Below are 13,974 nucleotides of genomic sequence, written 5' to 3'. Positions count from 1 at the left end.
GCCCCCGTGCCAAAAGGACGACGGAAAAATGCAATACATACACTACTGCGACCACTATGACGCACTCAGCGATCGTGCCAGCGAACATCTGATTCGCATCATAGAAAACAAGCCTGACGCAACTATCTGCCTTGCGACGGGCGCAACACCGGAACTCACCTACCGCTTTTTTGTTGAGAAAGTACAACAACGTAGTGTTGATCTCCGGCATGTGAGCTTTGTGAAGCTGGATGAGTGGGTGGGGATCCCATTACATACGCCAGGAACCTGCGAAGCATTTCTGCAGCAACACATCATGCAACCGCTCGGCCTGCGAGCGGAACAGTTGATCGGTTTTCAGTCAGAACACATTGATGAAAAAGAGTGCGAACGTGTGACGGAGTTGATTGCCAGTCGGGGCGGCCTCGATTTATGTGTTCTGGGCCTGGGTAAAAATGGTCATCTGGGGCTTAATGAGCCGGGAACAGCGCTGGAGCCGCTGTGCCATATTAGCCATCTCGATGAGCAAACGCGTCACCATGATATGCTGAAAACAGCCGGTCGTCCCGTGACGCACGGTATTACTCTGGGCCTGAAAGATATATTGAACGCAAAAGAAATTTTGCTGCTGATTGCCGGAGAAGGAAAAAACGCTGCTGTCGAAAAGTATCTCACCGCAACCGTCACGACGACGATTCCGGCCTCGTTTTTATGGCTGCATGACAATACGACATGCTTACTGGATGGCTCGCGTTATTCTGATCGGTAACAACTCATCTCAACTGACACGCTGCCACTTTGCAGCGTGTCTGCTGAATTTACTCTCCCTGCTGCTCCAGCGCATATTTGTACAGGGCGTTCTTCTTCACGCCGTGAATTTCCGCCGCCAGCGCCGCCGCTTTCTTCAACGGCAACTCGGCCTGTAACAGCGCAAGGGTGCGCAGGGCATCGGCAGGGAGTTCATCTTCCTGCGCCTTGTGGCCTTCAATAATCAGCACCATCTCGCCTTTACGACGGTTTTCATCCTCTTTCACCCACGCCAGCAGTTCACCGACCGGCGCACCGTGAATGGTCTCCCAGGTTTTGGTCAGCTCACGCGCCAGCACCACGTAGCGGGACTCCCCCCACACCGCAACCATATCCTCCAGGCTGTCCAATAGACGATGCGTGGACTCATAAAAGATCAGCGTGCGCGGTTCGGCTTCGATGGCTTTCAGCGCATCGCGACGGCCTTTTGATTTAGCCGGGAGGAAACCTTCATAGCAGAAGCGATCGGAAGGCAACCCCGCCGCACTTAATGCCGCAATCGCCGCACAAGGACCTGGCAGCGGCACCACGCGGATGCCGTTTTCCCGACAGGTACGCACCAGGTGATAACCCGGATCGTTAATCAGCGGAGTTCCGGCATCAGAGACCAGCGCAATGTTTTGCCCTTCTTTCAGCTTCGCCACCAGCGTTTCCGCTTTTTGTTGCTCGTTATGGTCATGCAGGGCGAATAATCGGGCATTGATAGCAAAGTGCTGCAACAGCAAGCCGGTGTGACGGGTGTCTTCAGCGGCAATTAAATCAACAGTTTGTAACACTTCGAGCGCACGTTGGGTAATATCAGCCAAATTCCCGATAGGAGTAGGTACAATAAAGAGCTGGCCGTGAGAATTCTCCGCCGATTCGTGTTGTTTCATTGTGTCGTCCGTATTGCCGATTTAATATTGAGCATTGCGTATAAAAAATATCACTGGATACAGTATGGTACCCTTAACATTCTCTCGTTTAAACGCCGCGCGCTGTCTGCCTGTTGTTCTGGCAGCCCTGATTTTCGCCGGCTGTGGCACCCGCACCCAGGCCCCCGATCAGAGCACTGCTCATATGCAGGGTAGCGCGCAGGCGGATTCCGGCTTCTATTTGCAGCAGATGCAGCAAAGCGCAAATGATAGCAAGACCAACTGGCAATTACTCGCCATTCGTGCACTGCTGAAAGAAGGCAAAAATCAGCAGGCTGTTGAACTGTTTAATCAGCTTCCGCAGGATCTGAATGACACACAACGCCGGGAACAGGCGTTGCTGTCAGCGGAAATAAAAATCGCTCAGCAGGATTATGCAGGCGCACTCATTGAGTTGGGCAATATTGACGTCGCCGCGCTGGATAAAAACCAGCAAATCCGCTTCTGGCAAATGGGCATCACCGCTGAGCAAGGTCGTCCTTCTCTGGCCCTGCTTCGCGCCCTGATCGCTCAGGAACCGCTGCTTGAGGCGAAAGAGAAACAAGCCAATATCGACGCCACCTGGCAAGCCCTGTCGTCAATGACGCCGGAAGCGGCTAAGGCGCTGGTGATCAATGCCGACGAAAACGTCTTGCAGGGCTGGCTGGATTTGCAACGCGTCTGGTTTGACAACCGGAACGATCCGGACATGATGAAAGCGGGCATTGCCGACTGGCAAAAACGCTATCCGCAAAACCCTGGCGCAAAAATGCTGCCATCCCAACTGACCAACGTACAGAGCTTTAAACCGGCGTCGGCCAGCAAAATTGCCCTGTTATTGCCACTCAATGGTCAGGCCGCGGTGTTTGGCCGGACAATTCAACAGGGCTTTGAAGCCGCCAAAAATCTCGGCACCCAGCCTGTTGCTGCACAACCTGCCGCACAGCCAGCCACGGTCGACACGCCTCAACCACAGACAACCGATGGCGTCGCCAACCCGTCTCAGGCTGCTGTGAGTGATTTAACTGAGGGAGAACAGACTGCCCCCGTCAGCGCGCCGCAGTCAGCCTCCGCACAACCCGCAACGACAAGTGTGGCGGCAAATCCCTCCGCAGAGCTGAAAATTTATGACACCAGCGCCCAGCCGCTCGATCAGATCCTGAAGCAGGTTCAGCAGGACGGCGCGAGCATTGTGGTTGGCCCGCTGCTGAAAAATAACGTTGATGAACTGGTCAAGAGCAACACCCCGCTGAACGTGCTGGCGCTAAACCAGCCGGAATCTGTGCAGAATCGAGCGAACATCTGTTATTTCGCCCTCTCACCGGAAGATGAAGCCCGCGATGCCGCGCGCCACATCCATGAGCAGGGCAAACAGTCGCCGCTGTTGCTGATCCCGCGCAGCACGCTTGGCGATCGCGTTGCTAATGCCTTTGCTGAAGAGTGGCAGAAACTGGGCGGCGGTACGGTATTGCAGCAGAAATTTGGCTCGACCGCAGAGCTGCGCATGGGCGTCAATGGTGGCTCCGGCATTGCACTAACCGGTAGCCCGGTGGCGGCAAGCACGTCGTCTCAACCTGGCGTCACAATTGGCAATTTAACTATCCCGGCTCCGCCAACGGACGCACAAATTAGCGGGAATGGCGGTCGTGTGGATGCCGTGTATATTCTGGCAACACCGAATGAAATCGCCTTCATTAAACCGATGATTGCCATGCGCAACGGCAGCCAGAGCGGTGCGACTTTGTACGCCAGTTCCCGTAGCGCCCAGGGCATAGCAGGCCCGGATTTCCGCCTGGAAATGGAAGGCTTACAGTACAGTGAAATCCCAATGCTGGCAGGCGCAAACCCATCTCTGATGCAGCAGGCGCTCGGCGCGGTGCGTAATGACTATTCGCTGGCGCGCATGTATGCGATGGGGGTTGATGCATGGTCGCTGGCGAACCACTTCTCCCAGATGCGTCAGGTTAATGGCTTCGAAATCAATGGCAACACCGGCGCATTGACCGCCAGTCAGGATTGTGTGATTAACAGGAAGTTATCATGGCTCCAGTATCAGCAAGGGCAGGTCGTCCCCGCGAGTTAACGAGCAAACAGGCCGGTGACGCATGGGAAACCATCGCGCGCCGGTTTCTGGAGAGCAAGGGACTGCATTTTATCGCCGCTAACGTGCGTGAACGTGGCGGTGAGATTGATTTAATCATGCGTGAGGGTAAAACGACCGTCTTTATCGAGGTCCGCTTCCGACGCTCTGCTGCGTTCGGCGGTGCCGCTGCCAGTGTGACGCACAGCAAGCAACGCAAATTATTACAGGCTGCCCACTTGTGGCTCGCGCGCCACAATGGGAGTTTTGATACTGTGGATTGCCGGTTCGATGTGTTAGCCTTCACCGGAAATGATGTTGAGTGGTTGAGGAATGCGTTCACTGACTGCTCATAATTGAAGCTCTTAAGGATTAGCGTGTTAGAAAGAATTAAGGTCTGCTTTACCGAAAGCATTCAGACACAAATTGCAGCGGCAGAAGCCCTTCCGGATGCTATCTCCCGCGCCGCCATGACGCTGGTTCACTCACTGCTTAATGGCAACAAAATTCTCTGTTGTGGTAATGGGACATCCGCAGCCAACGCACAGCATTTTGCTGCCAGTATGATCAACCGTTTTGAAACCGAACGTCCTAGTTTACCGGCGATTGCACTAAATACGGATAATGTGGTCTTAACGGCGATTGCTAACGATCGTCTGCATGACGAAGTTTATGCAAAACAGGTTCGGGCGCTGGGCCATGCGGGCGATGTCTTACTGGCCATTTCGACGCGCGGCAACAGTCGCGATATTGTCAAGGCCGTGGAAGCTGCCGTTACACGGGACATGACGATTGTGGCATTAACCGGGTACGACGGGGGAGAACTGGCTGGATTGTTAGGGCCACAGGATGTTGAGATCCGCATCCCTTCGCACCACAGCGCGCGCATTCAGGAGATGCATATGCTGACGGTAAACTGTCTGTGCGACCTGATCGATAATACGCTTTTCCCTCACCAGGATGATTAAGGAGTACACATGAAGGCTTTATCGCCAATCGCAGTCCTTATTTCTGCACTGCTTTTACAAGGTTGCGTGGCCGCCGCCGTTGTCGGTACCGCTGCCGTTGGTACCAAAGCAGCGACAGACCCACGTAGCGTAGGCACCCAGGTGGATGATGGAACCCTGGAATTGCGTGTCAACAGCGCGCTGTCGAAAGATGCGCAAATCAAGAAAGAAGCGCGAATTAACGTGACGGCTTATCAGGGTAAGGTGTTGCTGGTCGGTCAGTCACCGAACAGTGAACTCTCCTCGCGGGCGAAACAGATAGCAATGGGCGTGGACGGAACGACAGAGGTCTATAACGAAATTCGTCAGGGCCAGCCGATTGGCCTGGGCACCGCCTCCACCGATACCTGGATCACTACCAAAGTGCGCTCTCAGTTGCTGACCAGCGACCAGGTGAAATCGTCAAATGTGAAGGTGACTACCGAGAACGGTGAGGTATTCCTGCTGGGTCTGGTGACTGAACGCGAAGCGAAAGCAGCGTCGGATATCGCCAGCCGGGTCAGCGGCGTGAAACGCGTAACCACCGCGTTTACGTTTATCAAGTAAGTTGTGTGCCGGATGACGGCGTAAACGCCTTATCCGGCCTACAGAATATATAACCTTAGGCCGGGCAAGCGAAGCGCCCCCGGCATTCCACAGAACGTACCTCCACAGGCCGGGCAAGCGAAGCGCCCCGGCATTCCTGTTTTATATCAACGCAACACTTCCCACAATCACACCCGAAACCGCCACCAGCGCACCGGTCAACCATAGCGCTTTTGCCGGGAATGCTTTGCGCAGCATAATCAATGACGGCAAACTGACGGCAGGCAACGTCATCAGCAACGCCAACGCAGGCGCGGTGCCCATACCTGCCAGCATCATCGTTTGCACAATCGGGATTTCTGCCGCCGTCGGGATCACAAACAGGCAGCCCGCTACCGCCAGCGCAACCACCCACAGCAGACTGTTATCTATCGCCCCGTCAGCATGCGGGAACAACCAGACGCGCGCGGCCCCCAGCACCACTACCGCCAGAATGTAGACCGGAATGGTACTCCAGAACAGCGCCCACAACGCCTTGCCCCAGCGAACAAAGAAACCGCCCTCAGCCTCCGGTTGGGCGATATCGACAGGCACTTCCGTTTGCGGCGACTCTTTCACCCATTTTTGCACCAGCGTCGCCACCACCAGCACCATCGCCAGCCCCGCCACCAGACGAATTGCCGCGAAATGCCAGCCGAGGACAAATCCCATAAATACCAGCGTTGCCGGGTTTAGCAGAGGATTCCCCATCCAGAATGCCAGCGCACCGCCCATCGAGACCTGCTGGCGGCGCATCCCGGCAGCCACAGGCGCGGCGCAACAGGTACACATCATGCCGGGCAATGAAAAGAGCGTTCCAAACAGCGTGCCGCGAAAACGCGACTGTCCGAGCGTGCGCAGTAACCAGTCGCGCGGGAGCAGCACCTGAATCAATGAACCCAGAATAACGCCCAGTACCGCCGCCTTCCAGACCGCCAGAAAATAGACCATCGTGTACTCCCAGGCCGCCCGCCAGGGGTTCGCATCTGCCTGCGCCAGAATGGACTTGCCGATACTGTGTGTTTCTGCGGCCGTAAAGGCTTTACCGTAATACGGCTGCCATTTTACATACCAAAGACCGACGATAACGACGAGAAAGAAAAGCGCGGGTTTCCACCATTGAAACGGTGTTGCCGCCTGAGACGAAGACTGACCAGCCATAGCATTCCCCAGGGAGTGTTAGAGTATTTTGCCGGGGCATACTACGCCTTTGGGAAATGTTTGGAAATGCTAGATTGACGCCGCTTTCTCCCGCAACTGAGACGAAGTCAGGATAGTCACCCCGTCATGCTCAGGTGCCAGCGCTTCTGCCAGCATCGCTTGCGCCACATCCCGCGCATCAATTGACTTCCAGTTTCCCGGCAGCAGCCGAAACAGCGGCGCGAACAACGTTTCATTCATCCGGTGTTTTGCCCGATCGCCGAGCAGCATCGACGGACGTACGATCGTCAGTTTTGGCCAGTGCTGGGCAATCAACGCGTCTTCCATTTCCCCTTTTACGCGGTTGTAGAAAAAGGGCGAACGGGCGTTGGCTCCCATAGCGCTCACCACCAGCATATGCTGCGCGCCAAGACGACGACCGGTCAACGCGGTGTCCACCACCAGCGTGTAATCCGCGTGGATAAATGCCTCTTTGCTGCCCGCTTCACGTCGGGTTGTTCCCAGACAGCAGAAAACGATATCAACAGGATCGGTAACCTGCGCCAGCGCATCGGTCAGTTGCGGATCGTGGGGATTGTAGACGCCGGGCATATCCGCCAGTGGACGCCGCGTGGGGGCGGCAATCGAATGGATCTTCGGTTCATTGAGCAACATTCTCAACAGATGTCCTCCAACCAATCCCGTTGCCCCGGTAATCAGTACCTGACTCATTCTCGCTCCTCTACAGAATTGTCCGCCTTGCGCTCTCAGCCTCATCGACCAGGCTTATTCGTTCACAGAGTAATTATCCTTGATCATCGGGAAATTGCCTCATCCAAAGCCAGTACAGCGGAGGAATCATGAGTAAAAAGGTAGCCGTATTAATCACTGACGAGTTTGAAGATTCAGAATTCACCTCACCGGCGGCCACTCACCGGATTATCTGCGCGGCGACGATCGTTTCGTCACGTTTACTCGCGAGAGGCTACACATTCTCAGTGCCTGAGTGACGTAACCAGTGTCGTTTTTTTCCGAAGCCCAGCGTGTTGTCAGTGAATTTGATTTCGTCTAACCGAATCTCCCACACCGGCGCTGACAGCGCCCTGGCGACCGCAAATCGGCGTTGATAGGCCTGTCGGGCTGCGTCACTTTCTTCCCCCGCCAGTTGACGAATTTCACCAGTAAACTGCACGCCGCGAATCAGCGCCACCGTCTTCGGCTGGCCGTTGACCGTCCCGGCAACCAGTGCTCGCGGGCCTGACATTTGCGCATGACGCGTTTTTTCCTCCGTCAGCACATAAAAAACGACCTTTTGTGCGTCATAAATATAAAACGCATTCGCGCACCATAATTCCCCGTCGCGATGCACGCACCAGGTGACAACATGTTGTTTCGCCAGCCAACGACTGATAGCGGTGAGTGTTTCCATCTCGGTTCTCTTTTATACTGGATGCCAGAAACGTAACACGCCGAAGGTCATGATGACACCCTGGTATCTTTATCTGATTCGTACTGCCGACAATGCCCTTTACACCGGGATCACCACTGATGTGGCGCGCCGCTATCAGCAGCATCAATCGGGCAAAGGCGCAAAAGCGCTGCGGGGAAAGGGGGAATTGACGCTGGCGTTTTCCGCCCCGGTGGGCGATCGCTCACTGGCGCTTCGGGCTGAATACCGGGTCAAAAAGCTCACCAAGCGCCAGAAAGAGCGGCTTGTCGCTGAAGGCGAAGGGTTTGCAGCCTTGCTGAACGATCTGCAAACCCCGGCGCTTAAAAGCGATTAAAGTGATCGTGATATTCAACCAGTCCGGTCACGCCGTTTAAGGCATCATCGGCTAAACGATGTACCTGAAAGGCGCTTTCGGTTCCCGGCCAGCGGCAATGCAGATCGTAATGGGCGGCCAGTTCAAAGCCGAAACGGCTGTAAAGCGCCGGATCGCCCAGCGTGACCACTGCGGCATAACCAAATTCATTCAGCGAATCCAGTCCTTCATAGACCAACTGGCGCGCCAGTCCTTGTCCACGATAGTTTTCATCAACCGCCAGTGGCGCCATGCCGACCCATTGCAGATCTTCACCCTGCACGTCAACGGGGCTGAATGCCACATATCCCACCACCTGACCTTCATCGTCGGTGGCGACCAGACCGAGCGTCAGAAAACCATCTTCACGCAAATCGTGAACCAGTTTTGCTTCCGCATCGCTTTCGAATGAGCGACGCAACAGGGCATCAATGCCGGGCGCGTCAATGGGAATTTCTACTCGAATCAGCATGGTTCACCTACCGATGTCTGTTTGGTTTCTGGCAAGGGTTTCATGCCCGCCTCAACAAAATCAGCCAGTTGCAGCAGCATGACGCGCAACGCTTTTGGCATCTGCTCCAGTTCAATGGCATCCATCAGGTTTTTTACATACAACCCTAGCTCGGTATCCCCTTCAATCACCAGGCGACGCTGGAAAAAGAGAGTATCCGGATCCTGTTTACGCGCCGCGATCATCAACAGATCGCTGGCGTCAGCACTGAAACTCACGTCGGCCTGTGCATTCTGGCTGACAATCAGTTTGTCGTTCTCTACCGAGGTATACCATCTCAGGCCGATATCACGAACCGTAATGCTTAGCCAACGGCCGTCGAGAAACTCCAGCTCCCCATCTGCCAGCGCCTGACGAAATTGCCAGCTCAGGACCTGTTCCAGAACCTGGCGCTGCAACGCAAAGGGCGTCAGCTTAACCGGCACACTCAACAGAGACGGACCAAAATGTACTAAGCGTGAACGCAGTTTATCTAACACGAGCTTTACTCCCTGTTTCAGTTGTCCTGTTATTCTGCCATATCAGATAAACGACATAGCGGCGTAAATCAACAATTCGATGTGAAATCGTTACCTCTTTATTGGTGTTACCAATACGACTTTAACTGCCTTAAATCAAAAATTGTCGCAGCAAGGTTAACTAAAATCCCTGTTCGTTAACAATATGCGTCCCAGGCGGCGCAATCTTCAGGATAAGTTATGGAGCTGCTCTGCCCTGCCGGAAACCTCCCGGCGCTTAAGGCGGCCATTGAGAACGGCGCTGATGCCGTTTATATCGGGCTTAAAGATGACACCAACGCCCGCCACTTCGCCGGCCTTAATTTTACCGAGAAGAAATTGCAGGAAGCGGTGAGTTTTGTCCATCAACACCGCCGCAAATTGCACATCGCCATTAACACTTTTGCGCATCCGGATGGTTATGCCCGCTGGCAGCGTGCGGTGGATATGGCGGCGCAACTGGGTGCAGATGCGCTGATTCTCGCCGATCTCGCCATGCTTGAGTATGCCGCGAGCCGTTATCCGCACATTGAGCGTCATGTCTCTGTGCAGGCATCGGCCACCAATGAAGAAGCGATCCAGTTTTATCACCGCAATTTTGATGTCGCCCGCGTCGTTCTGCCGCGTGTGCTCTCGATCCACCAGGTAAAACAACTGGCTCGCGTAACGCCAGTCCCCCTGGAGGTTTTTGCTTTCGGAAGCCTGTGCATCATGGCGGAAGGCCGCTGCTACCTCTCTTCATACCTGACCGGCGAATCACCCAACACCGTTGGCGCCTGTTCGCCTGCCCGCTTTGTGCGCTGGCAGCAAACCCCGCAGGGGCTGGAATCACGGCTCAATGAAGTACTGATCGATCGTTATCAGGACGGGGAAAACGCCGGTTATCCGACGTTGTGCAAAGGTCGCTATCTGGTTGACGGCGAGCGTTATCACGCGCTGGAAGAACCCACCAGTCTCAATACGCTGGAACTGCTGCCGGAACTGCTGGCGGCGAATATTGCCTCGGTGAAAATCGAAGGCCGTCAGCGCAGCCCGGCCTATGTCAGCCAGGTGGCGAAAGTGTGGCGTCAGGCAATCGACCGCTGCATTGCCGATCCGCAAAACTATGCGCCGCAGGCAGCCTGGATGGAGACGCTCGGCGCGATGTCCGAAGGCACCCAGACAACGCTTGGCGCGTATCACCGTAAATGGCAGTGAGAGAAGCAATGAAATATTCCTTAGGACCGGTGCTCTACTACTGGCCGAAAGAGACGCTTGAAGCGTTTTACCAGCAGGCCGCCAGCAGCAGCGCGGATGTTATCTATCTTGGCGAAGCGGTGTGCAGCAAGCGTCGGGCTACCAAAGTCGGCGACTGGCTGGATATGGCGAAAGGGCTTGCCACCAGCGGTAAGCAGGTCGTGCTTTCGACGCTGGCGCTGGTCCAGGCATCCTCCGAGCTGAGTGAACTCAAACGTTACGTGGAAAATGGCGACTTTTTGCTGGAAGCCAGCGATCTCGGCGTGGTGAACATGTGCGCCGACCGCAAACTGCCGTTTGTTGCCGGACACGCCCTGAACTGCTACAACGCCGTAACGCTGCGACTGTTGCTTAAACAGGGCATGGTGCGCTGGTGTATGCCGGTTGAACTTTCCCGCGACTGGCTAGTCAATCTTCTCAACCAGTGCGATGAGCTGGGCATTCGCCAGCAGTTTGAAGTGGAAGTCCTGAGCTACGGGTATCTGCCGCTGGCTTATTCCGCCCGCTGCTTTACCGCCCGCTCGGAAGACCGGCCGAAAGATGAATGCGAAACCTGCTGCATCAAATACCCGAACGGCCGTGACGTGCTATCCCAGGAAAATCAGCAGGTGTTCGTTCTCAATGGTATACAGACCATGAGCGGCTATATCTACAATCTGGGCAACGAACTGACGTCAATGCAGGGGCTGGTGGATATCGTGCGTCTGTCACCGTTGGGAACTGAGACATTCGACATGCTCGACGCCTTCCGCGCAAACGAAACGGGACACGCTCCGTTGCCGCTCGCCGCGCACAGTGACTGTAACGGTTACTGGAAACGTCTGGCAGGTCTTGAGTTACAGCCCTGATAACCTCGCCGGATAGCGGCATGATGCCTTATCCGGCCTGTCGTAGGCCTGATAAGCGAAGCGCCATCAGGCATTTCTCTTCGTCTCACCTTATAAAGCTCACTTTGTTAACAACATTAACTAATCTTTAATGCAGTATGCAGAAATTAGCCGGTAACAAAGTGAGCCGTTATGACTGACAAAACCATTCCTTTCTCAGTGCTGGATCTGGCGCCGATCCCAGCAGGATCCTCAGCAAAAGAGGCGTTCTCGCACTCGCTGGATCTCGCTCGCCTCGCGGAAAAACGAGGCTATCACCGCTATTGGCTGGCGGAACATCACAATATGACCGGGATCGCCAGCGCGGCAACCTCTGTGCTGATTGGCTATCTGGCGGCAAACACCCGGACGTTACATCTGGGTTCCGGCGGCGTGATGCTTCCCAACCATTCGCCGCTGGTGATCGCCGAGCAGTTCGGTACGCTGAATACCCTCTATCCGGGGCGCATTGATCTCGGTTTAGGACGCGCGCCGGGTAGCGATCAGCCCACGATGCGGGCGCTGCGCCGCCATATGAGCGGCGATGTTGATAACTTCCCCCGAGATGTTGCTGAACTGGTGGACTGGTTTGACGCCCGCGATCCTCATCCGCAGGTGCGCCCGGTGCCGGGCTATGGCGAGAAGATCCCGGTATGGCTGTTAGGCTCCAGCCTTTATAGCGCACAGCTTGCCGCACAGCTCGGCCTGCCGTTCGCCTTTGCCTCGCATTTCGCTCCGGATATGCTTTTCCAGGCACTGCATCTGTACCGCACGCAGTTCAAACCGTCCGCGCGCCTGGAAAAACCGTACGCCATGGTGTGCATTAATATTATTGCCGCCGACAGCAACCGTGATGCGGAGTATCTGTTCACCTCAATGCAGCAGGCATTCGTGAAACTGCGCCGTGGCGAAACCGGTCAACTGCCCGCGCCGATTCAAAATATGGAGCCGTTCTGGTCGCCCTCTGAGCAGTATGGCGTGCAGCAGGCGCTGAGCATGTCGTTAGTGGGGGATAAAGCCAAAGTGCGCCACGGGCTGGAGTCTATTCTGCGGGAAACCCAGGCGGACGAGATCATGGTTAACGGGCAGATTTTTGACCACCAGGCGCGCCTGCATTCGTTTGAACTGGCGATGGATGTGAAGGAAGAGTTGTTGGGGTAGTTTTGTCATTTGCCGGATGGCGGCTTCGCCTTATCCGGCCTACGCGATCCCTGTAGGCCCGGTAAGCGTAGCGCCACCGGGCAAAATAATTACTGATACACCGGCAGCAGGTTAAAGCTCGACAGGATATGTACCAGCGCGTTACCCACGCCGAAAACCAGAATCAGCACAATCATCGGCTTGCCACCCCAGACGCGGAATTTCGGGCTACCGAAACGCTGACGAGATTTACGCGCTAACAGTGCCGGTACAATCGCCGCCCAGATAGTCGCCGCCAGTCCTGCATAACCAATGGCATACAGGAATCCGTTCGGCCACAGCAGACCGCCGACCATGGGCGGAATGAAGGTAAACAGTGCGGTTTTAAAACGCCCCATCGCCGAATCATCAAAGCCAAACAGGTCTGCCAGGTAGTCAAACAACCCCAGCGTAACCCCGAGGAATGAACTCGCCACCGCAAAGTTGGAGAACACAACCAGCAGCAGATCCAGACTGCGGCTGTTCAGCACGCCGCTCAACGCCTGTACCAGCACATCAATATTGCCGCCCTTCTGCGCAATACCGATAAATTCTGGACGCGGAATGTTCCCCATTGTCCCCAGCAACCAGATCGTATAGAGCACCAGCGCCAACAGCGTACCGTAGACCAGACACTTCACAATGGTACGCGGGTCTTTACCGTAGTATTTCATCAGGCTTGGAACATTACCGTGATAGCCAAACGACGCGAGACAGAACGGCAGTGTCATCAGCAGGTACGGGGTATAAGAAGCGTTACTTTCCGCGACATTAAACAGCGTTGTCGGCGTGACGTGTCCGAGCAAGCTACCGAACGTCAGGAAGAAGGTTATCACCTTTGCCCCCAGCACAATCGCCGTCATACGGCTGACCGCTCTGGTGCTCAACCACACGACAAACGCCACCAGCAGCGCAAAACCAAATCCTGCGGCGCGCGCGGGTACATTCAGTGACATCTCACTAAAAGTATGGTGGAGAATCGAACCGCTCGCCGAAATATAGGCATAGGTCAGGATATAGAGGACAAAGGCAATTGAGATGCCGTTGACCACGTTCCAGCCTCTGCCCAGCAGGTCTTTAGTAATGGTGTCAAAACTCGCCCCAATGCGGTAGTTCAGGTTGGCTTCGAGGATCATCAGTCCGGAATGCAGCATGCAAAACCAGGTAAACACCAGCGCCGCCATTGACCAGAAAAACCAGCTACCAGCCATCACCACTGGCAGGGAAAACATGCCTGCGCCGATAATAGTGCCGCCGATGATCACCACGCCGCCAAGCAGCGAAGGTGATGTCTGGGTGGTGGTTAGTGTTGCCATGTAGCGATTTCTCCAGCGAATAATGTTGTGACCGCAGTTTAGTGTGTTGCACTGTACCAGTACAATAGTACAAATGAAATAAAAAAAGCCCCGATAA

At 55.1% G+C, this 13,974-nt stretch carries 16 protein-coding genes and 1 pseudogene; 10 read left to right on the top strand and 7 right to left on the bottom strand.

What is annotated here, in order from left to right; translation table 11 throughout:
* The first annotated feature begins 28 nt into the window (after positions 1–28).
* Positions 29–748 (top strand): galactosamine-6-phosphate isomerase, encoded by a 720-nt coding sequence (locus WB371_RS00670; RefSeq protein WP_336218208.1) that lies wholly within the window; start codon positions 29–31, stop codon positions 746–748.
* 49 nt (positions 749–797) lie between these two features.
* Here the strand turns inward: WB371_RS00670 and rsmI are convergent, their stop codons facing one another.
* On the bottom strand, positions 798–1,661 hold the full coding sequence (rsmI, locus tag WB371_RS00665; protein WP_336218207.1) for a 16S rRNA (cytidine(1402)-2'-O)-methyltransferase: 864 nt from the start codon (positions 1,659–1,661) through the stop codon (positions 798–800).
* 64 nt (positions 1,662–1,725) lie between these two features.
* Between rsmI and WB371_RS00660 the strand changes: the two genes are divergently transcribed.
* From WB371_RS00660 to dolP, 4 genes are read left to right on the top strand one after another with little or no spacing between them, the layout of a single operon-like run.
* On the top strand, positions 1,726–3,762 hold the full coding sequence (locus tag WB371_RS00660; protein ID WP_336218206.1) for a penicillin-binding protein activator: 2,037 nt from the start codon (positions 1,726–1,728) through the stop codon (positions 3,760–3,762).
* The gene (locus WB371_RS00655) at positions 3,720–4,115 is read left to right on the top strand and encodes a YraN family protein (protein ID WP_336218205.1); all 396 of its coding nucleotides are present in this window, start codon (positions 3,720–3,722) and stop codon (positions 4,113–4,115) included. The genes WB371_RS00660 and WB371_RS00655 overlap by 43 nt, the downstream gene beginning before the upstream one ends.
* Positions 4,116–4,136: 21 nt before the next feature.
* Positions 4,137–4,727 (top strand): DnaA initiator-associating protein DiaA, encoded by a 591-nt coding sequence (gene diaA / locus WB371_RS00650; RefSeq protein ID WP_000893481.1) that lies wholly within the window; start codon positions 4,137–4,139, stop codon positions 4,725–4,727.
* Positions 4,728–4,736: 9 nt separating this feature from the next.
* On the top strand, positions 4,737–5,312 hold the full coding sequence (dolP, locus tag WB371_RS00645) for a division/outer membrane stress-associated lipid-binding lipoprotein (RefSeq protein WP_336218204.1): 576 nt from the start codon (positions 4,737–4,739) through the stop codon (positions 5,310–5,312).
* A gap of 141 nt (positions 5,313–5,453) precedes the next feature.
* Here the strand turns inward: dolP and WB371_RS00640 are convergent, their stop codons facing one another.
* A complete protein-coding gene (locus WB371_RS00640; protein ID WP_336218203.1) occupies positions 5,454–6,491 on the bottom strand; it encodes a permease in 1,038 nt (345 codons plus the stop codon).
* A gap of 69 nt (positions 6,492–6,560) precedes the next feature.
* Entirely contained in the window at positions 6,561–7,202 is a 642-nt protein-coding gene (locus tag WB371_RS00635; RefSeq protein WP_336218202.1) for an NAD(P)H-binding protein, read from the bottom strand.
* Between the two features lie 128 nt (positions 7,203–7,330).
* Between WB371_RS00635 and WB371_RS00630 the strand changes: the two are divergent.
* Positions 7,331–7,452, top strand: a pseudogene (locus tag WB371_RS00630) (protease); the annotation flags it as partial.
* A 3-nt stretch (positions 7,453–7,455) separates the two neighbouring features.
* Here the strand turns inward: WB371_RS00630 and WB371_RS00625 are convergent.
* A complete protein-coding gene (locus WB371_RS00625) occupies positions 7,456–7,899 on the bottom strand; it encodes a YhbP family protein (RefSeq protein WP_336218201.1) in 444 nt (147 codons plus the stop codon).
* A gap of 52 nt (positions 7,900–7,951) precedes the next feature.
* Between WB371_RS00625 and WB371_RS00620 the strand changes: the two genes are divergently transcribed.
* On the top strand, positions 7,952–8,254 hold the full coding sequence (locus tag WB371_RS00620) for a GIY-YIG nuclease family protein (protein ID WP_336218607.1): 303 nt from the start codon (positions 7,952–7,954) through the stop codon (positions 8,252–8,254).
* Here WB371_RS00620 and WB371_RS00615 read toward each other — a convergent pair.
* Both WB371_RS00615 and ubiT read right to left on the bottom strand, forming a co-directional pair.
* The gene (locus WB371_RS00615; protein ID WP_336218200.1) at positions 8,241–8,744 is read right to left on the bottom strand and encodes an N-acetyltransferase; all 504 of its coding nucleotides are present in this window, start codon (positions 8,742–8,744) and stop codon (positions 8,241–8,243) included. The genes WB371_RS00620 and WB371_RS00615 overlap by 14 nt on opposite strands.
* The gene (ubiT, locus tag WB371_RS00610; RefSeq protein ID WP_336218199.1) at positions 8,738–9,262 is read right to left on the bottom strand and encodes a ubiquinone anaerobic biosynthesis accessory factor UbiT; all 525 of its coding nucleotides are present in this window, start codon (positions 9,260–9,262) and stop codon (positions 8,738–8,740) included. The genes WB371_RS00615 and ubiT overlap by 7 nt, the downstream gene beginning before the upstream one ends.
* A gap of 219 nt (positions 9,263–9,481) precedes the next feature.
* On the opposite strand from ubiT, the gene ubiU reads away from it, so the two are divergent.
* The 3 genes from ubiU (at position 9,482) to WB371_RS00595 (ending at position 12,543) form a co-directional block, all read left to right on the top strand.
* Positions 9,482–10,477 carry a ubiquinone anaerobic biosynthesis protein UbiU gene (ubiU, locus tag WB371_RS00605; protein ID WP_336218198.1) on the top strand — a complete coding sequence of 332 codons (996 nt, stop codon included), beginning with the start codon at positions 9,482–9,484 and terminating at the stop codon, positions 10,475–10,477.
* A gap of 8 nt (positions 10,478–10,485) precedes the next feature.
* Entirely contained in the window at positions 10,486–11,364 is an 879-nt protein-coding gene (locus WB371_RS00600; protein WP_420704022.1) for a U32 family peptidase, read from the top strand.
* 171 nt (positions 11,365–11,535) lie between these two features.
* Positions 11,536–12,543 carry a luciferase-like monooxygenase gene (locus WB371_RS00595; protein ID WP_336218196.1) on the top strand — a complete coding sequence of 336 codons (1,008 nt, stop codon included), beginning with the start codon at positions 11,536–11,538 and terminating at the stop codon, positions 12,541–12,543.
* An 89-nt stretch (positions 12,544–12,632) separates the two neighbouring features.
* Here the strand turns inward: WB371_RS00595 and mtr are convergent, their stop codons facing one another.
* Positions 12,633–13,877 carry a tryptophan permease gene (mtr, locus tag WB371_RS00590; RefSeq protein WP_336218195.1) on the bottom strand — a complete coding sequence of 415 codons (1,245 nt, stop codon included), beginning with the start codon at positions 13,875–13,877 and terminating at the stop codon, positions 12,633–12,635.
* Positions 13,878–13,974 lie beyond the last annotated feature (97 nt).

Source organism: Citrobacter amalonaticus (assembly GCF_037053465.1).
In the GTDB taxonomy this organism is placed as follows: Bacteria; Pseudomonadota; Gammaproteobacteria; order Enterobacterales; family Enterobacteriaceae; genus Citrobacter_A; species Citrobacter_A amalonaticus_H.
Note: the sequence above shows the minus strand (reverse complement) of the source record. Positions and strands in the feature narration are given on the sequence as shown.

What these genes read in the sequence shown, in the direction of transcription:
- WB371_RS00595 (WP_336218196.1), top strand. Translation starts at nt 11,536, where the DNA reads ATGACTGACAAAACCATTCCTTTCTCAGTGCTGGATCTGGCGCCGATC.
- rsmI (WP_336218207.1), bottom strand. Translation starts at nt 1,661, where the DNA reads ATGAAACAACACGAATCGGCGGAGAATTCTCACGGCCAGCTCTTTATT.
- WB371_RS00660 (WP_336218206.1), top strand. Translation starts at nt 1,726, where the DNA reads ATGGTACCCTTAACATTCTCTCGTTTAAACGCCGCGCGCTGTCTGCCT.
- ubiU (WP_336218198.1), top strand. Translation starts at nt 9,482, where the DNA reads ATGGAGCTGCTCTGCCCTGCCGGAAACCTCCCGGCGCTTAAGGCGGCC.
- WB371_RS00615 (WP_336218200.1), bottom strand. Translation starts at nt 8,744, where the DNA reads ATGCTGATTCGAGTAGAAATTCCCATTGACGCGCCCGGCATTGATGCC.
- WB371_RS00640 (WP_336218203.1), bottom strand. Translation starts at nt 6,491, where the DNA reads ATGGCTGGTCAGTCTTCGTCTCAGGCGGCAACACCGTTTCAATGGTGG.
- WB371_RS00600 (WP_420704022.1), top strand. Translation starts at nt 10,486, where the DNA reads ATGAAATATTCCTTAGGACCGGTGCTCTACTACTGGCCGAAAGAGACG.
- WB371_RS00620 (WP_336218607.1), top strand. Translation starts at nt 7,952, where the DNA reads ATGACACCCTGGTATCTTTATCTGATTCGTACTGCCGACAATGCCCTT.
- WB371_RS00635 (WP_336218202.1), bottom strand. Translation starts at nt 7,202, where the DNA reads ATGAGTCAGGTACTGATTACCGGGGCAACGGGATTGGTTGGAGGACAT.
- WB371_RS00670 (WP_336218208.1), top strand. Translation starts at nt 29, where the DNA reads ATGCAATACATACACTACTGCGACCACTATGACGCACTCAGCGATCGT.
- dolP (WP_336218204.1), top strand. Translation starts at nt 4,737, where the DNA reads ATGAAGGCTTTATCGCCAATCGCAGTCCTTATTTCTGCACTGCTTTTA.
- WB371_RS00625 (WP_336218201.1), bottom strand. Translation starts at nt 7,899, where the DNA reads ATGGAAACACTCACCGCTATCAGTCGTTGGCTGGCGAAACAACATGTT.
- mtr (WP_336218195.1), bottom strand. Translation starts at nt 13,877, where the DNA reads ATGGCAACACTAACCACCACCCAGACATCACCTTCGCTGCTTGGCGGC.
- WB371_RS00655 (WP_336218205.1), top strand. Translation starts at nt 3,720, where the DNA reads ATGGCTCCAGTATCAGCAAGGGCAGGTCGTCCCCGCGAGTTAACGAGC.